Annotated in this window: 19 protein-coding genes; 4 read left to right on the plus strand and 15 right to left on the minus strand. The window is 60.2% G+C overall.

Going from position 1 to position 20,216, the window contains the following annotated elements; genetic code table 11:
- The first annotated feature begins 15 nt into the window (after positions 1-15).
- Positions 16-1,110 (plus strand): PLP-dependent cysteine synthase family protein, encoded by a 1,095-nt coding sequence (locus AC07OP_RS22865; protein ID WP_027604433.1) that lies wholly within the window; start codon positions 16-18, stop codon positions 1,108-1,110.
- Between the two features lie 61 nt (positions 1,111-1,171).
- Here AC07OP_RS22865 and AC07OP_RS22870 read toward each other — a convergent pair whose 3' ends face one another.
- The 3 genes from AC07OP_RS22870 to AC07OP_RS22880 form a co-directional block, all read right to left on the minus strand.
- Entirely contained in the window at positions 1,172-2,785 is a 1,614-nt protein-coding gene (locus tag AC07OP_RS22870; protein WP_495100989.1) for an NAD(P)/FAD-dependent oxidoreductase, read from the minus strand.
- Positions 2,786-2,891: 106 nt separating this feature from the next.
- Positions 2,892-3,563: a COG3650 family protein gene (locus AC07OP_RS22875; RefSeq protein WP_495100990.1), complete on the minus strand. Its 672-nt coding sequence runs from the start codon at positions 3,561-3,563 to the stop codon at positions 2,892-2,894.
- A gap of 96 nt (positions 3,564-3,659) precedes the next feature.
- Positions 3,660-4,259 (minus strand): short chain dehydrogenase, encoded by a 600-nt coding sequence (locus tag AC07OP_RS22880; RefSeq protein WP_065938808.1) that lies wholly within the window; start codon positions 4,257-4,259, stop codon positions 3,660-3,662.
- Between the two features lie 212 nt (positions 4,260-4,471).
- Between AC07OP_RS22880 and AC07OP_RS22885 the strand changes: the two genes are divergently transcribed.
- Positions 4,472-5,380: a LysR family transcriptional regulator gene (locus AC07OP_RS22885; RefSeq protein ID WP_495100991.1), complete on the plus strand. Its 909-nt coding sequence runs from the start codon at positions 4,472-4,474 to the stop codon at positions 5,378-5,380.
- On the opposite strand, the gene AC07OP_RS22890 is transcribed toward AC07OP_RS22885, so the two are convergent.
- From AC07OP_RS22890 to AC07OP_RS22930, 9 genes are all read right to left on the minus strand, one after another.
- On the minus strand, positions 5,377-5,862 hold the full coding sequence (locus AC07OP_RS22890; protein ID WP_495100992.1) for a DoxX family protein: 486 nt from the start codon (positions 5,860-5,862) through the stop codon (positions 5,377-5,379). The two genes, AC07OP_RS22885 and AC07OP_RS22890, sit on opposite strands and share 4 nt — an antisense overlap.
- Positions 5,859-6,635 (minus strand): HvfC/BufC family peptide modification chaperone, encoded by a 777-nt coding sequence (locus AC07OP_RS22895; protein ID WP_495100993.1) that lies wholly within the window; start codon positions 6,633-6,635, stop codon positions 5,859-5,861. The genes AC07OP_RS22890 and AC07OP_RS22895 overlap by 4 nt, the downstream gene beginning before the upstream one ends.
- The gene (gene bufB / locus AC07OP_RS22900; protein WP_495100994.1) at positions 6,632-7,510 is read right to left on the minus strand and encodes an MNIO family bufferin maturase; all 879 of its coding nucleotides are present in this window, start codon (positions 7,508-7,510) and stop codon (positions 6,632-6,634) included. Before bufB ends, AC07OP_RS22895 begins: the two co-directional genes overlap by 4 nt.
- Positions 7,511-7,532: 22 nt before the next feature.
- Positions 7,533-7,829, minus strand: coding sequence for a BufA1 family periplasmic bufferin-type metallophore (locus AC07OP_RS22905; protein WP_027604425.1), 297 nt, complete (start codon positions 7,827-7,829; stop codon positions 7,533-7,535).
- A gap of 175 nt (positions 7,830-8,004) precedes the next feature.
- The gene (locus tag AC07OP_RS22910) at positions 8,005-8,706 is read right to left on the minus strand and encodes an ABC transporter ATP-binding protein (RefSeq protein WP_017844798.1); all 702 of its coding nucleotides are present in this window, start codon (positions 8,704-8,706) and stop codon (positions 8,005-8,007) included.
- A 1-nt stretch (position 8,707) separates the two neighbouring features.
- A complete protein-coding gene (livG, locus tag AC07OP_RS22915; protein ID WP_027604424.1) occupies positions 8,708-9,475 on the minus strand; it encodes a high-affinity branched-chain amino acid ABC transporter ATP-binding protein LivG in 768 nt (255 codons plus the stop codon).
- The gene (locus tag AC07OP_RS22920; RefSeq protein ID WP_065938814.1) at positions 9,472-10,725 is read right to left on the minus strand and encodes a high-affinity branched-chain amino acid ABC transporter permease LivM; all 1,254 of its coding nucleotides are present in this window, start codon (positions 10,723-10,725) and stop codon (positions 9,472-9,474) included. The genes livG and AC07OP_RS22920 overlap by 4 nt, the downstream gene beginning before the upstream one ends.
- Positions 10,722-11,645 (minus strand): high-affinity branched-chain amino acid ABC transporter permease LivH, encoded by a 924-nt coding sequence (gene livH / locus AC07OP_RS22925; protein ID WP_003172375.1) that lies wholly within the window; start codon positions 11,643-11,645, stop codon positions 10,722-10,724. Before livH ends, AC07OP_RS22920 begins: the two co-directional genes overlap by 4 nt.
- 229 nt (positions 11,646-11,874) lie before the next feature.
- Positions 11,875-13,002, minus strand: a complete 1,128-nt coding sequence (locus AC07OP_RS22930) for a branched-chain amino acid ABC transporter substrate-binding protein (RefSeq protein WP_457236321.1) — start codon at positions 13,000-13,002, stop codon at positions 11,875-11,877.
- A 340-nt stretch (positions 13,003-13,342) separates the two neighbouring features.
- Between AC07OP_RS22930 and AC07OP_RS22935 the strand changes: the two genes are divergently transcribed.
- Together AC07OP_RS22935 and AC07OP_RS22940 are read left to right on the plus strand one after the other, a co-directional pair.
- Complete coding sequence (locus AC07OP_RS22935; protein WP_065938816.1) at positions 13,343-13,645, plus strand: DUF2288 domain-containing protein; 303 nt, start codon at positions 13,343-13,345, stop codon at positions 13,643-13,645.
- Between the two features lie 260 nt (positions 13,646-13,905).
- Positions 13,906-14,997 (plus strand): hypothetical protein, encoded by a 1,092-nt coding sequence (locus tag AC07OP_RS22940; RefSeq protein ID WP_495100995.1) that lies wholly within the window; start codon positions 13,906-13,908, stop codon positions 14,995-14,997.
- A gap of 36 nt (positions 14,998-15,033) precedes the next feature.
- Here AC07OP_RS22940 and AC07OP_RS22945 read toward each other — a convergent pair whose 3' ends face one another.
- The 3 genes from AC07OP_RS22945 to AC07OP_RS22955 form a co-directional block, all read right to left on the minus strand.
- Positions 15,034-17,211: a hypothetical protein gene (locus AC07OP_RS22945; protein ID WP_115485796.1), complete on the minus strand. Its 2,178-nt coding sequence runs from the start codon at positions 17,209-17,211 to the stop codon at positions 15,034-15,036.
- 202 nt (positions 17,212-17,413) lie between these two features.
- Positions 17,414-19,678, minus strand: coding sequence for a putative bifunctional diguanylate cyclase/phosphodiesterase (locus AC07OP_RS22950; protein WP_495100996.1), 2,265 nt, complete (start codon positions 19,676-19,678; stop codon positions 17,414-17,416).
- A 138-nt stretch (positions 19,679-19,816) separates the two neighbouring features.
- Positions 19,817-20,182, minus strand: a complete 366-nt coding sequence (locus tag AC07OP_RS22955; RefSeq protein ID WP_115485798.1) for a YkgJ family cysteine cluster protein — start codon at positions 20,180-20,182, stop codon at positions 19,817-19,819.
- Positions 20,183-20,216: the final 34 nt, after the last annotated feature.

Genomic DNA, 20,216 nt, shown 5'->3' on the forward strand with positions numbered 1-20,216 from the left:
TTAGAGTTCTTCCTTATGAGCGACCACCGTCCCTGGGCCCGCGAAGCCATTCGCATCATCGAAGCGGACTTCCAGCGCAGTGCTGACACGCATCTGATTCCGTTACCGCTGCCGGGCCTGCCGGGCATCGAGTTGTACTTCAAGGATGAATCCAGCCACCCCACCGGCAGCCTGAAACATCGGCTGGCCCGTTCGCTGTTCCTGTACGCGCTGTGCAATGGCTGGCTCAAGCCAGGCGCGCCGGTCATTGAAGCATCCAGCGGCTCGACGGCGATTTCCGAAGCGTATTTTGCCCGGCTGCTCGGGGTGCCCTTCATTGCGGTGATGCCCGCCACGACGTCCCAGGAAAAGATCGCGCAGATTGCCTTCTACGGCGGCAAAAGCCATCTGGTACAGGATCCCACGCAGATCTACGCCGAGTCCGAACGCCTGGCCCAGGAAAGCGGCGGTCATTTCATGGATCAGTTCACTTATGCCGAGCGTGCCACCGACTGGCGGGCGAACAACAACATCGCCGAGTCGATCTTCCAACAGATGCGCTTTGAGCGGCACCCGGAACCGAGCTGGTTGATTTCCAGTCCCGGTACCGGCGGCACCACCGCCACCTTGGGTCGTTATGTGCGTTATCGCCAGCACTGCACCCGCGTGTTGTGTGCCGACGCCGAGCGCTCGGTGTTTTTCGATTTCTACCAGAGCGGTGACGCCAGCCTGCGCCTGGACTGTGGTTCGCGGATCGAAGGCATTGGCCGGCCACGGGTCGAAGCGTCGTTTCTGCCCAAGGTGATTGATGCGATGGTCAAGGTGCCGGATGCGCTGTCGCTGGCGGCCATGCATTACCTGGCTGAGCGCCTGGGGCGACGTGTCGGTGGTTCCAGCGGGACCAACCTGATTGGCGCATTAATGGCGGCGCAGCAGATGAAAGCGGCAGGGGAGTCAGGTTCGATCGTGGCGATCTTGTGTGATGGGGGCGAGCGGTATGCAACGACCTATTACGACCAGGCGTGGTTGGCGGGTCAGGGCTATGCGCTCGAGGGGTTGATCGCGGCCGTGGCGGCCAGTGTGGAGCAGGGTGAGCCATTGCCCGCCAGCATCCTGCGCGCAAATATCTGACCCGACGCAAACCAAATGTGGGAGGGGGCAAGCCGCCTCCCACATTTAATTTGCGCTGTTCTCAGGCCTCGATACCCAACATATCCCGCGCCAACGCCTCGGCAATCCGAATACCGTCGACACCGGCCGACAGAATCCCACCCGCATACCCAGCGCCTTCACCGGCCGGGAACAGGCCTTTCACGTTCAGGCTCTGCATCGATTCGTCACGGGTAATCCGCAGCGGTGACGAGGTGCGCGTTTCGATACCGGTCAACACGGCATCGTGCAGCGAGTAGCCCTTGATCTGCTTCTCGAACGCCGGCAGTGCTTCGCGGATCGCTTCGATGGCGAAGTCCGGCAAGGCCAGGGCCAAGTCAACCAGGGCCACCCCTGGCTTGTAGGACGGTTCCACACTGCCGATCGCCGTGGATGGCTTGCCGGCGATAAAGTCGCCGACCAACTGTGCCGGGGCCTCGTAGTTGCTGCCGCCGAGGATGTAGGCGTGGGACTCCAGGCGCTCCTGCAACTCGATACCCGCCAGCGGGCCGCCTGGGTAATCCACTTCCGGCGTGATGCCGACCACGATGCCGGAGTTGGCATTGCGCTCGTTACGCGAGTACTGGCTCATGCCGTTGGTCACCACACGGTTCGGCTCGGAGGTCGCTGCTACCACAGTGCCCCCCGGGCACATGCAGAAGCTGTAGACCGAACGGCCGTTCTTGGCGTGGTGCACCAGCTTGTAGTCGGCGGCGCCCAGCTTCGGGTGCCCGGCATATTTGCCCAGGCGCGCGGCGTCGATCAGCGATTGCGGGTGTTCGATCCGGAACCCCACCGAGAACGGTTTGGCTTCCATGTAGACGCCACGGCCATGGAGCATGCGGAAGGTGTCGCGGGCGCTGTGGCCGAGGGCCAGGATCACATGTTTGGAGAGGATCTGTTCCCCACCGTCGATGACCACGCCATTCAACTGACCGTCTTCGATCAGCACGTCGGTCACCCGTTGCTCGAAGCGCACTTCACCGCCCAGGGCGATGATCTGCTCGCGCATGTTTTCCACCACGCCGGTCAGGCGGAAGGTGCCGATGTGGGGTTTGCTGACGTAGAGGATTTCTTCCGGCGCGCCGGCCTTGACGAACTCGTGCAGGACTTTGCGACCGTGGAATTTCGGGTCCTTGATCTGGCTGTAGAGCTTGCCGTCGGAGAAGGTGCCGGCGCCGCCTTCTCCGAACTGCACGTTGGACTCGGGGTTGAGCACGCTTTTGCGCCACAGGCCCCAGGTGTCCTTGGTGCGCTGGCGTACTTCCTTGCCGCGTTCGAGGATGATCGGCTTGAAGCCCATCTGCGCCAGTAACAGCCCGGCGAAGATACCGCACGGGCCAAAACCGACGACCACAGGCCGTTCGACCAAGCCTTCCGGGGCCTGGCCCACCACCTTGTAGCTGACGTCCGGCGCCGGGTTGACGTTGCGGTCATCGGCGAACTTGAGCAGCAGGGCGGCCTCACCCTTCACATTGAGGTCAATGGTGTAGATGAAGCACAGCTCCGACGACTTTTTGCGTGCGTCGTAGCTGCGTTTGAACAGGGTGAAATCGAGCAGGTCATCACTGGCGATGCCCAGGCGCTGCACGATGGCAGGCCGCAGGTCTTCTTCTGGATGGTCGATGGGCAGCTTGAGTTCGGTGATTCGTAACATGACGGGATCCGGTAGGCGGCGGACAAAGAGGCCGGCTGTTTTGCAAACCGGCGATTATAAGCCTCAATGGCGGTTTTCCGTCAGGTTAAAACAGCGCAGCGCTGAATCAGTCGTCCCGGGAACCACCAAACGCCGCGCAACCGCGCTGCACCTGGCCGTTGACGCGCAATTCCGCCGTCATGTGTTGCAGGCTGCCGCTGACGCTGTCGATGCAGCGTTGCGGCGCGACCCACAGTTCGATGTGCTGGTTGTTGGCTTCGGTCATCAGGTTGAAGCGGCCGTCGCCGATTTGCTCTTCGACATAAGGCACCGCCAGTGGCGCCTGGCCTTCACGCTCAAGCACCATGCCCTTGGCGGTGACGTTCATGGCCCAGGCCGGCTTGTGGCCATTGGCCCGCAGGGTCATGCGCTTGAAGTCCGGGTCGGTGCAGGCAGAGGTCGAGCGCTCTACGCGGTAGAGTTGTTGTAGGTCGACGCTGCCCTGGGTGCCGCTGGCGACGCCCGAGAACTTGCCACGCAAATCGGCAAACAATGCCCCTTGCTGGCCGGCCAGGGAGGCCGCTTCCTGCAGGATGCTGGTGCCACTGGTGTCGTTGACGACGTAGTTGCGTTTATCGTCGCACGGCTGGAACAGCAGCTTACCCCCTACTGCCGTGAGTTCGCCCTGCATGCGGGTCAACCCGGCGGTAGACGGCTTGGTCGGCTCGTTTTCGAACATCTGGCAAGCGGCGAACACAGGAAGCAAGGCAAACAGGGCGAGGGTACGGGCGGCACGCATGATCGGGTCTCCAGACAAGTGCCGCCACGTTACGCAGGCTGGCGTTGCATCACAACCCCGTCCGCCCGCTTCAGGCATTTCTCACAGACTTCAAATTCAGCCGACAGTAAAGGTTTGACCGGTCTGTAGGCCCTCAACACTTTTGGCGTAGGCCAGCGCTACATCGGCGCCAGCAGCCGGCTTGTAGCCACGGAAGTACGGCGCGTAGCTGCCCATGGCTTCCAGCAGGACCGTGGGACTCACGGAGTTGATGCGCAGCCCTCGTGGCAATTCAATTGCCGCAGCTTTGATAAAAGCGTCGAGTGCACCATTGACCAGAGCAGCCGACGCGCCTGTACGAATCGGGTCACGGTTGAGAATGCCGCTGGTGAAGGTGAAGGAGGCGCCGTCGTTGGCATACTCGCGGCCGATCAACAGCAGGTTGACCTGGCCCATCAGCTTGTCACGCAGGCCCAGCTCAAAATCGCTTTCGCTCATATCACCCAGCGCTACGAAGTTCACGTTGCCAGCCGCGCAGATGAGTGCGTCGAATTTACCGGTCTGCTCGAACAGGTTGCGGATCGAGGTGCTGTCGCTGATATCCACTTGGAAGTCACCGCTGCTGCGGCCAATGCTGACCACTTCATGACGCTGGGCCAGTTCGGCCTTGACTGCCGAGCCGACGGTGCCGCTGGCGCCAATCAATAGGATTTTCATGGGGTTGTTCCTCTGGGTTTCTCAGGAACTGTAGGAGCGGGCTTGCCCGCGAAAAAACCGAGCGCGCCGCTGTGTACTCGCTGACCGCGTTATCGTTGACGATTTTCGCGAGCAAGCTCGCTCCTACAGTAGGAGACATCAAGTCTAGGGTGGCTTTTCAGACGGATAAACGTGCTAATAGGCAACCTTTGGTTTTCAATTGGAAACAATCCATGAGCGAGATGGATGACCTGGCGGCCTTTGCCGTACTGATCGAAGCCGGCAGTTTTACGGTGGCGGCCGAGCAACTGGGTTGCAGCAAGGGCCAGTTGTCCAAGCGCATCAGCCATTTGGAGGCACAGTTCAGCGTGGTCTTGCTGCACCGCACCACACGCAGGCTCAGCCTGACCGCCGCCGGTGCGGCGCTGTTGCCCCAGGCGCAAGCGCTGGTGGTGCAGGTGGATCGCGCCCGTCAGGCATTGGCGCGTCTCAAGGACGATTTGGCCGGACCCGTTCGTATGACGGTTCCGGTTTCATTAGGGGAAACCTTCTTCGATGGTTTATTGCTGGAGTTTTCCAAGCAGTACCCTCAGGTGCAGATCGAGCTGGAGCTCAACAACAGTTACCGAGACCTGGCGCGGGACGGCTTTGACCTGGGGGTGCGTTCGGGGGCGATTGAAAACGAGCGTCTGGTGGCCAGGCCGCTGTTGGCCTGGCATGAGATGACCTGCGCCAGTCCCGCCTATCTGAAGCAACATGGCGAACCACTGACCCCTGGGGATCTTGCGGCGCACACCTGTTTACTCAACAGCCACTACAGCGGTCGCGAGGAATGGCTTTATCACCAGCAACACGAGTTGTTGCGGGTGAGGGTGAGCGGCACCTTTGCCTCCAACCATTACAACTTGCTGAAGAAGGCCGCCTTGGTAGGGGCTGGTATTGCCCGCCTGCCGTCCTACGTTTTGCCGGCGGAACTGGCTGACGGCCGATTATGCTGGCTGCTGCGCGATTATCAGACGCGGAGCCTGCCGATGTACCTGGTCCATCCTTACCAGGGCGGGCTGCCGCGCCGCACTCAGGTACTGGCCGACTACCTGGTGGACTGGTTCAAGCGCAGCGGTGAGGCACTGGATCGGCTTTAACGGTAGCGGCGCGCAATCAGGTGGTCGATGGACAGGCTGCCCGGCCCTTTGGCGAGCAACAGCAACAGCAGCGCAATCCAGGTGCCGTGGGTGGGGTAGGCGTCCGGGTAGACGAACAACTGAATGACCAGGGTCATGCCGATCAAGGCCAGGGCTGAGAAGCGCGTGGCCAGGCCCACCAGGATCAGCACCGGGAAAAAGTGCTCGGCAAACGCCGCCATGTGCGCGGCCACTTCCGGTGACAGCAATGGCACGTGGTATTCACTGCGAAACAGCGGCAATGTCGAGGCGGCGAGTCTGGGGGTACCGAGTTCGAACGTGCCGTTGATCAAGTCAATGGCAAGGCCTTCGACCTTGGTTTGCCCGGATTTCCAGAACACTGCCGCAATGGAGAAGCGCGCGACAAACGCCAGCAGGCTGTAGGGGATTTTTTCGAAAAGTGCGATGGCCTGTCTGATCAGGCACGAAGAGGACGTGTTCATGGCGATACCTGTTGTTCTGGGAGCAGATGAGTGAGGGCGTCGTGGTTGATCAGCAGCGTGAGGCATTGGTGCAGGTCGAACTCGGCGCTGGCCTCTAGGGCATTGGCGACGGCCATTTCCAGCGCCGAGCCGCGTTTCAGGCTATTGATAAAGGCGACCGAGCCGCCGTCGATGGCGAAGACCTTGACATTCAACCCTTGGCGCAACACCACTGCGCTCTGGGCATGCCAGGGATCCAGGGTGGCCAGGGCGCCCTCGGTCTGGTGTGCCGCCCACACCGCCACCACTGCGTAGGCGGAGTTCAACGTGCCAACGGACGGGTGCAGTTGCAGATGCAGTGCCCCCGGCTTCGTGTGGGCCTGCAGTTGGTGCAGAACGGCTTGCGGATCCACCACGGCTGTATCAGCTGCGTGATAAGCGCGAACCCGCAAGCGTTCCAACCGGGCGACATCGGCCAGGTAGGGCACGCTGGCGGCCGGTTCAAACCCTTGGATAAAGTCGGCGAATGTGCCGCCGTACTCGCTGATCAGCGGGCTGGCGGGCGGGGAGGCCTGGACGAAAATGCCGGCCATGGCGCGGAAAAATTCATCGCCGACCAATTGCGCGGTTACGGGGTATGCGGTTGCCAGCGCAGTGATCAACGAGTTGTGAACATTGTTGCGATACACCGCAAAACGACTGGCCGGGTCGGCCCCGTTGCTGCTGAACAGGCCGTCGGGGCAAGGTAGGTCGGGCGCCAGCAAGGCGCTGGAAAAGGCGTCGTGAAGGCTCATGGGCGGACCTGCGATAAGTACCGTTCAGCCTGCTGGGCTTCTGCCCATAGCACGCTGAAGGCCGGCACTTGGTTGTCGCGCTCGATCAGGGTCGCGACCGGACCCGTCAGCGCGAGCACGTGTTCATACAGCCGCCACACCGCGTTATCGATGGGTGCGCCGTGGTCATCGATCAGCAGGCGATCGCCCAGGTTGTCGGTGTCTTCGGCGAAGCCGGCCAGATGAATCTCACCCACGGCGCGCAACGGTAGGGCGTTGAGATAGGCCAGTGGGTCGCGCTGGTGGTTGATGCACGACACATAGACGTTGTTCACGTCCAGCAGCAGGCCGCAGCCGGTGCGGCGGATGATCTCGCCGATGAAGTCGGTCTCGTCCAGGGTCGAGCGCTGGAACTGCAGGTAGGTCGAGGGGTTCTCCAGCAGCATCGGCCGCTTGAGGGCGCTCTGTACCTGGTCGACGTGCTCGCAAACTCGACTCAAGGTGGTGGCGTCATAAGCCAGGGGCAGCAGGTCGTTGAGAAACGCCGGGCCGTGGCTGGACCAGGCCAGGTGTTCGGAAAAGGAGTGAGGTTGGTAGCGTTCGATCAGTGCGGCCAAGCGTCCCAGGTGCTCACGGTTGAGCGGGCCTTCGCCACCGATGGACAGGCCCACGCCGTGCAACGACAGGGGGTAACGTTCGCGAATCAACCCCAGGTAGTGATGAAACGGGCCGCCGGCCACCATGTAGTTTTCGGCGTGCACTTCAAAAAAACCGATATCGGGCGAAGTATCGAGCACTTCCTTGAAGTGCTCGTTCTTCAGGCCCAATCCGGCCCGATTGGGGAGCCTTGGCACCTGAACCGGTGAGACTGTGGGCAGTCGTGAAAGCGTCATCATCCGTACTCAGGCCGGGGAGGGTTCAGGACTTGGCGGTGAAGGCGGCTTCCTGGCCGAAACCGGTCGGCGAGGTGGAGCTTGGGGTTTGGGTGCAGGTGCCGGCCGGGACCAGTTTCCAGGCGTTGGCCTGATCCTTGGTCTTCGAGGTGCCGGCGCAGGACGTGCCGGCACCGGCGGCGCAATCGTTCTTGCCGGCTTCAGCGACGCCGAAGCACTTCTGCATGTCGTCGGCAGCGTGGGCGGTGGTGGTCAGGGCGGACAGGCTCAAGGCCGAACTCAGGGCGAGGACGAGGCTAGCAGCGGACAGTTTGGTGGTCATGATGGATCTCCAGCGGTAGGTTGAGGAGCGGGCTTGAATGCCTGCTTGCACCACTAGAGGCGGGAGGGGGATGTTCGTTACAAGGTCAGACTAAATAATTTCAAACAATGCAAAAAAATGTGGGAGGGAACTTACTCCCTCCCACATGAGATCCGGCTTATCCAGCCACCGTCTCTTAGCCGCCCAGGTACGCCTCACGCACCTTCGGATCGGTCAGCAACTGCTCGCCAGTGCCCTGCATCACCACCCGGCCGTTTTCCAGCACGTAGGCGCGGTCAGCGATTTTCAGCGCCTGGTTGGCGTTCTGCTCCACCAGGAACACCGTTACACCGTCCTTGCGCAGCTGTTCGATGATGTCGAAGATCTGCTGGATGATGATCGGTGCCAGGCCCAGGGAGGGTTCGTCCAACAGCAACAGCTTGGGCTTGCTCATCAGTGCACGGCCGATGGCGAGCATTTGCTGCTCGCCGCCGGACATGGTGCCGCCGCGCTGGCTGAAGCGCTCCTTGAGACGAGGGAACAGGTGCAGCACCTTGTCCATCTGCTCCTGGTAGTCGCCCTTGTCGGTGAAAAACCCACCCATGGCCAGGTTTTCTTCCACGGTCAGGCGTGAGAACACCCGTCGGCCTTCCGGCACCACGGCAATGCTCTTGCGCATGATGTGCGACGACTGCTGGCCCACCAGCTCCTCACCCATATAGCGGATGCTGCCGCTGTGGGCCTGCGGCGAGCCGCACAAGGTCATCAGCAAGGTCGACTTGCCGGCGCCGTTGGCACCGATCAGCGTGACGATCTCACCCTGGCGCACTTCGACGTTGACGCTGTGCAAGGCCTGGATCTTGCCGTAGAAAGTGGAAACGTTTTCGAATTGCAGCATTTTACGCTTCCCCCAGATAGGCTTTGATCACTTCAGGATTGTCGCGGATCTGCTCCGGCGTCCCGTCCGCCAGCGGCGTGCCCTGGTTGATCACCACGATATGGTCGGAAATGCTCATGACCAGTTTCATGTCGTGTTCGATCAACAGCACCGTGGCGTTGTTTTCCTCACGCAACACGCCGATCAGCGCCTTGAGGTCTTCGGTTTCCTTGGGGTTCAGGCCGGCGGCCGGTTCGTCGAGCATCAGGATCCGCGGACGGGTCATCATGCAGCGAGCGATTTCCAGGCGACGTTGCTGACCATAGGCCAGGGTGCCGGCGGGGCGGTTGGCGAACTCGGTGAGGTTGACCTTGTCCAGCCAGTACGCAGCGTATTCCATGGCCTCGCGCTCGCTCTTGCGGAACGCCGGGGTCTTGAACAGGCCCGCAAAGAAGTTGGTGTTCAGGTGACGGTGCTGGGCGATCAGCAGGTTCTCGACCGCCGTCATGTCCTTGAACAGCCGTACGTTCTGGAAGGTGCGCACCACGCCCTTGCGGGCGATCTCGTGGCCGGCCAGCCCCTGGATCGGCTGGCCGTCCAGCAGGATGCTGCCGCCACTCGGCTTGTAGAAACCGGTGAGGCAGTTGAACACCGTGGTCTTGCCGGCACCGTTGGGGCCGATCAGCGCAACCACCTGTTTCTCTTTCACGGTCAGGGCGACGCCGTTGACCGCCAGCAAGCCGCCGAAGCGCATGCTCAAGTTTTCGACTTTCAGGATCTCGCGGCTCATTTGCGCAGCTCCATGTGTGGACGTTGCATGGGCAGCAGGCCTTGAGGTCGCCAGATCATCATCAGCACCATCATGGCGCCGAACATCAACATGCGGTATTCGCTGAACTCACGCATCATTTCCGGCAGCAGGATCATCACGATCGCCGCCAGGATCACACCCAGCTGCGAGCCCATGCCACCCAACACCACGATGGCGAGGATGATCGCCGACTCGATGAAGGTGAACGACTCCGGGGTCACCAGGCCTTGGCGAGCGGCGAAGAAGCTGCCGGCAAAACCGGCGAACGCGGCACCCAGGGTGAAGGCGGAGAGCTTGATGATGGTCGGGTTCAGGCCCAGGGCACGGCAGGCGATTTCATCTTCGCGCAACGCTTCCCAGGCACGGCCGATCGGCATGCGCAGCAGGCGGTTGATCACGAACAGTGCTGCCAGCGCCAGCAACAGCGCCACCAGGTACAGGAACACCACTTTGCTCACCGGGTTGTAGTCGATCCCGAAGTACTCGTGGAAGGTCTGCATGCCTTCGGCAGCGGTGCGGTCGAACGACAGCCCGAAAAACGTCGGCTTGGGAATGCTGCTGATGCCGTTCGGCCCACCGGTGATATCGGTGAGGTTACGCAGGAACAGCCGGATGATTTCCCCGAAGCCCAGGGTCACGATGGCCAGGTAGTCACCGCGCAGGCGCAATACCGGGAAGCCCAGCAGGAAGCCGAACGTGGCCGCCGCCATGCCGGCCAGCGGCAGGCAGATCCAGAAGCTCCAGCCCAGGTAGTGCGACAGCAGCGCGTAGGTGTAGGCACCCACGGCGTAGAAGCCCACATAACCCAGGTCGAGCAGGCCGGCCAGGCCCACTACGATGTTCAGGCCCAGGCCCAGCAACACGTAGATCAGGATCAGGGTGGCAATGTCGACCGCACCGCGCGAGCCGAAGAACGGCCAGATCAGCGCGGCCACGATCAGGCCGATGATGATGTAGCGCTGGGTGCGTGGCAGGGTCAGGAATTGGCTGACCTTGGGCGAGACCAGCGGGCCACGGTTGCCCTTGAACAGGGCACCGACCTGCTGGGTGAACAGCACGCGCAGGAACATCAGCACCGAACACAAGGCGATGATGGTCAGCGTCACGGGGCCGGTGCCATGCACTTCCAGGTTGATGCCGACAATGCTCAGCTTGAGGCCGAGTACCGGGAAGGCCACCGCCCACACCAGCAAGGCGCTGAAAAACGCCGATTTAAGATATCTGCTCATACTTTCTCAACCTCCGGACGGCCCAGAATGCCGGTCGGACGGAACAACAGCACCAGAACCAACAGGCCGAACGCGACGACGTCCTTGTATTGGTCGCCGAAAATATCGGCACCAAACGCCTCGGCCACCCCCAGCACCAGGCCGCCGAGCATCGCGCCCGGGATACTGCCGATGCCGCCCAATACCGCTGCGGTAAAAGCCTTGAGGCCTACCAGGAAACCGGCGTTGGGGTTGATCACGCCGTATTGCATGCTCAGCAGTACGGCCGCGACGGCTGCCAGTGCGGCACCGATCACGAAGGTCAGGGCGATGATGTTGTTGGTATTGATGCCCAACAGGTTGGCCATCTTGATGTCTTCGGCGCAGGCCCGGCAGGCGCGCCCCAGACGGGAGCGGGAGATGAACAGGGTCAGGCCCAGCATGGCCACCAGGGTGACGACGAAGACCAGGATCTGCATGTAGGAAATCAGCACTTCTTCCGCACCACCCGGGCCGAAGGAGAAGCTCCCCGGGATCAGGTTGGGGATGGATTTATCCTTGGAGTCCTGGGACAGCAATACGGTGTTCTGCAGGAAAATCGACATGCCGATGGCGGAAATCAGCGGGATCAAACGGTTGCTGCCACGCAAGGGACGGTAGGCAACGCGCTCGATACTGTAGCCATAGGCACTGGTTACGACGATCGACGCCAGGAACGCGGCGGTCATCAACAGCGGCAGGGAGTGGATACCCATCATGGCCAGCCCGGCAAGGGCAATGAAGGCCACGTAGGAACCAATCATGTATACCTCGCCATGGGCGAAGTTGATCATTCCAATGATGCCGTAAACCATTGTGTAGCCAATGGCTATCAAGGCATAGGTGCTGCCAATGGTCAGCCCATTAACCAGCTGTTGGAAAAAATGATAGATCTCAGGCATTACAGCGCTCCTAAAAACCCGATACGCATTTCACTGGTGGAGTCATGTTCCGGCCCCGTGCTGTGTTCTGTGAGCACATTTGCACAAAGCGTTTGCCAGCGAACCGCTGGTGACGGTTTTAAGATTTTCAGGTGAGCCAGCGCCCGGATCGCGGGTGACAGGCCCATAAACCTCGTAAAACAAAGCCCACTGCTCTCACAGTGGGCTTGTTGGACCAGTAACGCCTGGCTTACTGAGGGGAAACTTCGGTTTTTGGTTTGCCGAAGTGCCATTCGTAGACCACGAACTTGAAGTCCTTCAGGTCGCCCTTGGCGTCGAAGCTCAGGTCGCCGGTAGGGGTCTTGAAGGTGCCCGCGTGGATGGCTGCGGCCACTTTGGCGGTGTCTTCGCTCTTGGCGGCCTTGATGCCGCCGGCGATGACTTCAATGGCCGAGTAGGCCGGGAACACGAACGGACCGGTTGGGTCCTGCTTGTTCTTGGCGAACTCTTCAACGATGGCTTTGTTGGCCGGGTCGGTATCGAAGGATTTAGGCAAGGTCACCAGCAGGCCTTCGGAGGCGCCCTGGGCGATTTGCGAGATGGAGTCGTTGCCGACGCCTTCCGGGCCCATGAACTTGGCGTTCAGGCCTTTTTCCTTGGCTTGGCGCAGGATCAGGCCCAGCTCCGGGTGGTAGCCGCCGTAGTAGACGAAGTCGACGTTGGCTTGCTTGAGCTTCTGGATGATCGAGGAGAAGTCTTTGTCGCCGGCGTTCAGGCCTTCGAAGACGGCAACCTTGGTGCCTTTCTTCTCGAGGGTCTGCTTGACGGCGGTAGCGATGCCTTCACCGTATTGCTGCTTGTCGTGCAGGACAGCAACGATTTTCGGCTTCACGTGGTCGGCGATGTAGTTGCCGGCCGCCGGGCCCTGGGCGCTGTCCAGGCCGATGGTGCGGAAGATCAGCTTGTAGCCGCGGGCGGTGATTTCCGGGCTGGTGGCTGCCGGGGTAATCATGATCACGCCTTCGTCTTCATAAATGTCGGACGCTGGCTGAGTGGAGCTGGAGCAGAGGTGACCGACCACGAACTTGACGCCGTCGTTGACCACTTTGTTGGCTACGGCCACGGCTTGTTTAGGATCGCAAGCGTCGTCGTATTCCTTGGCTTCGAGCATTTTGCCGTCGACGCCGCCCTTGGCGTTGATGTCGGCGATGGCCTGCTTGGCACCCATGAATTGCATGTCGCCGTATTGCGTTACAGGACCAGTCTTCGGACCGGCGATGCCGATCTTGATGGTGTCGGCTGCGAACGAATGGCCGGCAACCCCAGCCAGGACCATAGCGGCAAACAGTTTGGAAATCTGCTTAGTAGCCTTATTCATAGTGCTCCACTCTTACTGTTGTATTTTTTATAGTTCTAGCGGCCTTGTGAGCTGCAGAACCGGATCGGATATCTCGGATATCCCCCCGGCAGTGCCCTGGCAACTGTACCGGTACAGTGTAGAGCGCCGGTTGATCGCTTGAAAAGCTGGCTGCCGGGGGCAAAAGCCGGGTGTGTCGCTTAAATGAAAGAAAAAGACAGAATTGCGGCGGGGTGATGCCAGCGTTCCGGGCAATCCTTGGCTTTCCTGACACTTTCTATCGATGACTCATTTGCAACTGGGTTTTTCTGCCGGAGAGGGGGCGCTATGATTGCGCCGATTTTTTCCCAGGTGAATTCCCATGACTCAAGAACCTAGCACCCTCTATGCCAAGCTGCTCGGTGAAACCGCCGAAATCTCCTGGAAGGAGCTTGAGCCGTTCTTTGCCAAGGGTGCCCTATTGTGGGTCGATGCCGGCCTGGATTTGATCGAGGCCGCCGAGGGAATGGCTGAAGACAACCGTGATAAAGTCGCTGCCTGGTTGGCCGCTGGCAGCCTTTGCGAAGTGTCTGCGACGCGGGCATTGGACCTGGTTGAACGTGACCCGAGCTTGTGGGCGGTGGTGGTTTCGCCGTGGATACTGATCCAGGAAAGGGCGGCGTGATAAAGGGTTGCACTGAAAAGGTGCGTGATTTTCCGTTTTAAAAGTGTGTAGCTGAGTAACCGCTGGTGCCGTGATGGCATCTTGCCGTGAAGAAAGGTCACAGCGCTGGGTGACGCGCACGTCATGGGAACAGTTTTCTCGCCGTTGAATAGGCCGGAGAATTGTTTCTCAGTGTGAATAAAAGGGTGATACCTATCAGATCGCGGCGTAGGAAACGGCGAATTCCGGTAAAGTTCGCCGCTTGTCACCCGGAGCTAGTCATGCCGTCAGCGCTGCCCCCCTTAGCGAAGCCTTCGCACCAACTGCTTTACCTTATCTACGGTCGCCAGGACGTTTATCGGCGCGAAGCCAAGTTCAGCATCCTCACCGCCCTGTCCCAACTCAAACCGGGCGAGTCGCTGTGCATCCGGGTCATGACCGATCGGCCCCAGGACTACATTGGCTGGCCGGTTGAAACCATCGCCCTGGACGAGCAGACCCTGGCCCAATGGCAGGGTGAAAACGGTTACCCCCATCGCCGCAAGGCCTGCGCGATCGCCCAAGGGCTTATGCTGGCGGACAAGACCCTGTTCGTTGACACCGACACGCTGTTCCTCAAGTCCCCCCATCGTGTGTTCGAACTGATAGAGCCGGGCCAGTATGTGATGGACGGCTTTGAATACGACTGGAGCTATGTCTGCAAGCGCCCTGACTATCTCAAGTTGGGCGAGCACCTGCAGGCCCATGGCATCTCTGCGGATAACAGCTTCAAGCTCTATAACAGTGGTCTGTGCGGCGTGCGTGCCAGCGATGCGCCGCTGCTCGAAGCCTCCATCCGCCTGATCGACGAGTGGACGCGGAACTCGTTCGATATTCACACCATCGAGCAAATCGCGATTTCCTTCGCGATGCGCGACCAGAAGGTGCGCGAGGCGCATAAATTCGTTCATCACTACTTCGCCGATAAGCGCTTCTTCCATGCCATGCAAGCGCACTTCTTCACCCTTCACGGTGAGGCATTCGGCCCCGAGCTGGTCGCGCGATGCAGGGATGTGCCGCGAGTCAAGCCGGTGCCCTCGCCCTGGCAGCGGCTGCGCATCAAGTGGAAGCTGCGCAATCAGCGCAAGCACCTGAAAAAGGTCGGTCGTGACTTGCTCTACGGCAGTTCGGCGCCTGCGCATCCGTACTACGACGTGTGCCGACACGGGTGGTGGGAATCGGCTTCGCGGGAGATTCGTGGCTGGGATGAGGCGGAGCAGAAGCGGTTCTTCGGCGCAAAAAATTCCGGCTGGCCGAAGCATTTGCCCCGGCCTGCAAGACGCGCCGACGAAAAGACCATCATCGCGTTCCTGCGCCAACGCATGGCGCACTGAGGTTGCAACGGCGCCAGGCGGCGCCGTCACACTGGGCTAGGCGGTCTTGCCGGTGTGGTTATTCAACGAAATAACCTTGGTCTTGCCGATGCGGTGACGGTAGATCTCGCGCAGGTACTTGATCGCCTTCTTCACGCAATCCCGTGACAGGCGAATGTCATTGATCGACACGAACTTCTCTTTGTCGTTGATCAACTCGCGGTACTTCTTCTCATACATCGGCTTGATCGCGTACCAGTTGGTATCGAGGATCTTCGCCGGGTTTTCAAACTCATTGAGCAACTCGTCGATGCGGTCTTCGTCGAAGTCCTCGTGGATGATGAAATCCAGGATCGAGTTGTCCAGGGTGTCGTCGAAGCGGTACGGGTTGCGTGCAAAGCAACGCTTGATAAAGGCCACGATCAGCGTCAGGAAGTCATCCGACAGGCACGGGCTCTTGGCGATCAGGGTGGTCAGCGACAGGTTGGCGGATGCGCCGATCACCAGGGCATAGCGCTTGAGGGTGGTGTTGGGGAACAGGCTGTTGAGGTGCGTCTTGAGCCGGTTCAGGTCCATGTAGGACAGCTTGTAGTCCTTGGGCAGCGAGACGATCGACACCACCGACGAGCAGTTCTTGAAGAAGTGCAGGTCATGCAGCGCCGCCGCGTCGTAGCCGGAGTTCTTGTACTGCTCCAGGGACGCCTTGTAGCGCTTGGACTCGATCGGCAACAGGCTGATGCCTTCGATGGCCTGGGTGACCTTGTTGAAGTGCGGCAGGTCGATGGAGCGGAAGAACAGGTCGTCGATGTTCAGGCGCTGAGGCTCTTTCTCGAAGACTTTGAACTTGTCATTGGACGGCACCGGGGTTTCCGGTACGACGGATTCGGCGTAGGCAATCGCCACCGGCCCGGCCAGGCTCATGAACAGGTCATTGGCATCCAGGCGGATGGTTTCGCCGATGTCGATGCCGGCGCGACGGAAGTAGTTCTGGTCGTAGTCGGTGGTCACGGCCTGGGCGGTGAGGATGTTGAAGATCTGCTGGGAGATGTACTGGTTGGCGTGTTTCTCCATGGCATTGACGTCAATGTTCTGGATATTGCCGTCATCGCTCTCTTCGGCGTAGCGCATGATGTCGTTGGAGATCAGCATCATCGCGTTCCACGGGCGGATGCGCCCCTTCACGCTGGCTTCGCTGCTGTCTTCGTTGGCAAAGTTGTATGAAAAATCCCATTCTTCAGACAGGTACTTGCACAGCAGTCGCCCGGCGTTGATGTGCAGCGCTTCGGACATTTCGCTGCGGTGGTCGGAGATGTTCGGCAGCACACAAATGCCGCTGGTGAAGATCGGCTCGAATACGAAGGCGTGGCCGCTTTTGCTGTCGTGTTCGTCGGCGGGCTTGGTGTCGAACGTCTTGTTCATGTACGAGTGCTGCTGCGCCAGGCCGAACTCCGAGGCCATGCCCGAACCGGTGCCGCCGCCGGCGCTGAAGATCGAGAAGTACAGGCGCGACTGGTTGGCCTTGATGCCGCAGGAGTCGATCAGGTACGAGTGGATCATCTTCCAGTCGGGGCTGGAAAAGCGCTGGGTGTCTTTGTTCAGGATGATCTTGGCCAGGTACTGGCCGAGGATCGGCGCGTTACCGGCGCCACCGGCATGGACTTCGGAGAGGTCCATGATTTTCATCTTGCTGTAGTCGCGCAGGAAGCCGCTTTTTTCGCCCTTGCGCGAGAAACGGATACGCCCGGCGATGTCCTTGTCCAGGTCGCCCAGCATCACCAGCGGTTCCACCAGGAACACCGGCTTGCTGGCCTTGCCGCCGCCCAGGCGCAGGTTGTTGCGAATCCACTGGGCCGGGCTGTAGCCCTTATCCAAGGATTTGTCTTCGGTGCTGAATTCGTTGAGGTAGAACTTGCGCGCGTTGTACACCAGCTCCGCCACGTCCAGCGCGATGTTCGAACCGCAGCGGCCCAGGCCGATCAGGCAGACCGAGGGGAATTCCTGCTCGCTGTGCTGCTCGCTGTCGCCTTCCAGGTGAGGCGGGCGCGGGAACACCATGTCGCGCAGGCCGTCGAGGTTATCGAGGATGCGGTCGGTATTGGTTTCGGTGAAGTACAGGTATTGCTGGGTAGCCAGCGGGCGGGCGGTGCTCAATGACTTTGAACCTGAGGGCTTGTCCGCAGGAGCTGGGAGCAACACATCGGATACCACGGTGCCAGAGTTATTTTTAGAAGTCATTGTGCGCCATGTGCCTGGGCGGATGGCTGAGAAGTATCAAATGGCCATCACTGAGTGGGAGTTCGCGACTTTACAGTGCGTCCTTGTCCGGAACCATCAGGCTGACCCTGTGTACTCAGGAAAAACCTGGCCGGACTCTGATGGATCGGCCGTTTGTCGGCGATCTTTAGGTAAATGATGGCGAAATGCCAAAGATTCGACGTCAGCGAATTGGCCTGACAACGGAGGTGGATCCGGGGCGGCCTGGGGACAGCTCTTTTGTCGTAGGGGTGTCCTTGGTGCCCGCCACGCTGGCTGGGTTGATTGGATTGCGCCTGTCGATCCCCTGCATTGCGCCCATTATTTCGCTGGCGGGCACCGCCGGGCTCAACAGGTAGCCCTGGACGAAATCACAGCCATGGTTGAGCAGCAGATCGAATTGGGCCTGGGTTTCCACGCCTTCGGTCACCACCTGCAAGTGCAGGGTGTGAGCCATGCCGATAATTGCCTGGATGATCTCGATGTCGGCGGTCGACTTGGGAATGTCCTGGATAAACGAGCGATCGATCTTCAGGGTGTTGAGCGGCAGGCGCTTGAGGTAGGCGAGGGAGGAGTAGCCGGTGCCAAAGTCGTCGATGGCCAGCGACACGCCCAGCGCGCGGATTTGCCGCAGCAGGGCCAGGGTGCTGCTGATATTGCCCATCAAGGCATTTTCGGTCACTTCCAGTTCCAGGCGGTTGGCGCCGATGCCGCTGAAGCGCAACGCGTCTTCGATCTCATCCGCCAGTTCGTCGCGGGCCAGGTTCAGGGCCGAGCAATTCACTGTCATGGTCAGTTCGGTATAGCCGCGGTCGGAGAGCAGGCTCAAGTCATGGCAGGCTTGGCGCAAGACCCAGTGATCGAGTTCGGCGATCAGCCCGTTGCTTTCGGCAATCCCGATAAACCGGGCTGGGGTCAGCAGCCCATGTTGCGGATGCTGCCAGCGCACCAAGGCCTCCAGGCGTGTCACTTTGCCCAGCTTCATGTCAAAGATCGGTTGGTAGAACAGTACCAACTGGTTCTGGGCGCGCAGGGCGCTGCGTAGCTCTTCTTCCAATTGCAGTTCGAGGGAGGCGCGGGTCTTCAGGTTGGAGTTGAAGAAGTTCAGGCTATTACGTCCCATGTCCTTGGACTGGTACAGCGCCAGGTCGGCGTTTTTGAGCAGCTCTTCGCAGGTCAGGCCATCCTCGGGAAACAGGCTGATGCCAATGCTGGTGGTCATCACCATACGGCGACCGGCCAGTTCGACGGGGTCCTTCATCTTCTGCATGATGCGTTGGGCCAGGTGACGCGCTTCGTCGCGGTGGTGAATGCTGATCAGGATGCAGAACTCATCGCCGCCAAACCGTGCGACCACGTCCGCATGGCTGCGCACGGAGCCTTTGATATGGCTGGCGAGAACGCTGAGCAATTGATCCCCAGCGTCATGGCCGAGGCTGTCGTTGATGCGTTTGAAGTGGTCAATATCGAGGAAAATAACCGCCATCATGCCGTTTGAAGCCGTTTTTTCGGCGATTTTTTCTGCAAAAATCTGATTGAAACCGCGTCGGTTAAGCAAGCTGGTCAGCGCGTCGTAATGCGCCACCTGTTGCAGGGAGGCGCGCGCCTGATCCAGTTCGCTGAGCAGTGCGTTGACCCGACGCAGGTCGCGCTCCTTGTGTTGCAGCTTTTTATCCGCCAGCGCGGCGCTGATGCTGCTGCCGATCACCAGCAGGGTGATCACGGCGACCGACAGGCCCAGTTGGATAGGGTTATTGTCCAGAGGTAGCGAGAGATCGGCGCCGGTGGGGACGATCAGTTGCATGGCGGCCATGCCGGTAAAGTGCATGCTGATAATGCCTGCGCCCAACATCAGGCTGGCGGCGTATTTGAGCAGTTGATGGAAGACGCCGGCACCGGTGCGCAGGTAGCTGGACAACAACAGGGCGGCCAGGCTGGCGCCAATGGCGATGCCGACCGAGGCGAGCAGCAGGCCCGACTCGAAATACGCCTGGGCCTGGGAACGCATGGCCGACATGCCGACGTAATGCATCAAGGCGATGCCGATGCCCATCCACAGCGATGCCAGCAGGTATTGGTTAAATCGCAGTCTGGTGTGACTGAGGGTTTGCATGGCGAACAACGAGGCGATCAGGGCGATGACCAGCGAGGCGAACGTCATGAGCAGTTCGTAGTGAATCGCGATGGGTGCCTGGAAGGCCAGCATGCTGATGAAGTGAGTGGACCAGATACCCCCTGCCAGGCAACCGGCACCCAGCCAACGCCAATGGCGGCGAGCGGTAGGGTCTTCGACATGGCCAACCCGTTCGGCCATGTCCAGGGTGCCGAACCCCGCCGCACAGGCGACCAGATAGGCCAGCAGCACCAGAAAAGGGTTATGACTGCAGTTGAGTAATAAGTGCCCGTTCGCTGGGAGGTCGGTAAAAAAGTGCAGACCTAGCCATTCCATAGCATGTCCCGTCATAGCGTCACGTCACAGCCTACGGCGATGACCTATGAGGTCGAGTATAGAAGCCTCGCGGGATTTTCCAGCGATAATGGCACTTTGCTCGGAATGATTTTGGCATGCCGTGCATAGCATTTAGTGCTAAGCGCTGATGGGCAATTCCAACTCGAACGGTGCTTGTAACGGCGGCAGGCCGAACGCAGCACGGGCCGCGTCGCAATCGACGTTCTGCTCGCCCTGGCTCCATGAAGCCTCGAATTCCCTGCAGGGGCTTGAGCGTTGCTCATAAATCGAGCAGCTCGTACCTTTGCCGACTTCGCCTTCAAGGCTGCAGCAGCGCACGGGTTTCTGGTCGGTGCCGATCATTGCCACGCGGGTCGGGTTGATCTGCACCACCAGGTCATCAGGCACCGTCCCTCCCGAGGAGGCGCACTCACCCCAGAAGAAAGACACACGAAAGTGTGAACAGCAGGCACCGCAACTCAGACACGGACTGGCTTCGGACATGGGCGTCATCGATAAGAAAAGTAGAGTGGGGGAC

This window comes from Pseudomonas sp. GW821-FHT09D08, from assembly GCF_059416305.1.

Excerpts from the sequence above, each read along its gene's own strand:
- AC07OP_RS22870 (WP_495100989.1), bottom strand. The coding sequence starts at position 2,785 with ATGTTACGAATCACCGAACTCAAGCTGCCCATCGACCATCCAGAAGAA.
- AC07OP_RS22950 (WP_495100996.1), bottom strand. The coding sequence starts at position 19,678 with ATGGAATGGCTAGGTCTGCACTTTTTTACCGACCTCCCAGCGAACGGG.
- AC07OP_RS22865 (WP_027604433.1), top strand. The coding sequence starts at position 16 with ATGAGCGACCACCGTCCCTGGGCCCGCGAAGCCATTCGCATCATCGAA.
- AC07OP_RS22880 (WP_065938808.1), bottom strand. The coding sequence starts at position 4,259 with ATGAAAATCCTATTGATTGGCGCCAGCGGCACCGTCGGCTCGGCAGTC.
- AC07OP_RS22940 (WP_495100995.1), top strand. The coding sequence starts at position 13,906 with ATGCCGTCAGCGCTGCCCCCCTTAGCGAAGCCTTCGCACCAACTGCTT.
- AC07OP_RS22895 (WP_495100993.1), bottom strand. The coding sequence starts at position 6,635 with ATGAGCCTTCACGACGCCTTTTCCAGCGCCTTGCTGGCGCCCGACCTA.
- AC07OP_RS22955 (WP_115485798.1), bottom strand. The coding sequence starts at position 20,182 with ATGTCCGAAGCCAGTCCGTGTCTGAGTTGCGGTGCCTGCTGTTCACAC.
- AC07OP_RS22875 (WP_495100990.1), bottom strand. The coding sequence starts at position 3,563 with ATGCGTGCCGCCCGTACCCTCGCCCTGTTTGCCTTGCTTCCTGTGTTC.
- AC07OP_RS22935 (WP_065938816.1), top strand. The coding sequence starts at position 13,343 with ATGACTCAAGAACCTAGCACCCTCTATGCCAAGCTGCTCGGTGAAACC.
- bufB (WP_495100994.1), bottom strand. The coding sequence starts at position 7,510 with ATGATGACGCTTTCACGACTGCCCACAGTCTCACCGGTTCAGGTGCCA.
- AC07OP_RS22910 (WP_017844798.1), bottom strand. The coding sequence starts at position 8,706 with ATGCTGCAATTCGAAAACGTTTCCACTTTCTACGGCAAGATCCAGGCC.
- AC07OP_RS22890 (WP_495100992.1), bottom strand. The coding sequence starts at position 5,862 with ATGAACACGTCCTCTTCGTGCCTGATCAGACAGGCCATCGCACTTTTC.
- livG (WP_027604424.1), bottom strand. The coding sequence starts at position 9,475 with ATGAGCCGCGAGATCCTGAAAGTCGAAAACTTGAGCATGCGCTTCGGC.
- AC07OP_RS22905 (WP_027604425.1), bottom strand. The coding sequence starts at position 7,829 with ATGACCACCAAACTGTCCGCTGCTAGCCTCGTCCTCGCCCTGAGTTCG.
- AC07OP_RS22945 (WP_115485796.1), bottom strand. The coding sequence starts at position 17,211 with ATGACTTCTAAAAATAACTCTGGCACCGTGGTATCCGATGTGTTGCTC.
- livH (WP_003172375.1), bottom strand. The coding sequence starts at position 11,645 with ATGCCTGAGATCTATCATTTTTTCCAACAGCTGGTTAATGGGCTGACC.
- AC07OP_RS22920 (WP_065938814.1), bottom strand. The coding sequence starts at position 10,725 with ATGAGCAGATATCTTAAATCGGCGTTTTTCAGCGCCTTGCTGGTGTGG.
- AC07OP_RS22885 (WP_495100991.1), top strand. The coding sequence starts at position 4,472 with ATGAGCGAGATGGATGACCTGGCGGCCTTTGCCGTACTGATCGAAGCC.
- AC07OP_RS22930 (WP_457236321.1), bottom strand. The coding sequence starts at position 13,002 with ATGAATAAGGCTACTAAGCAGATTTCCAAACTGTTTGCCGCTATGGTC.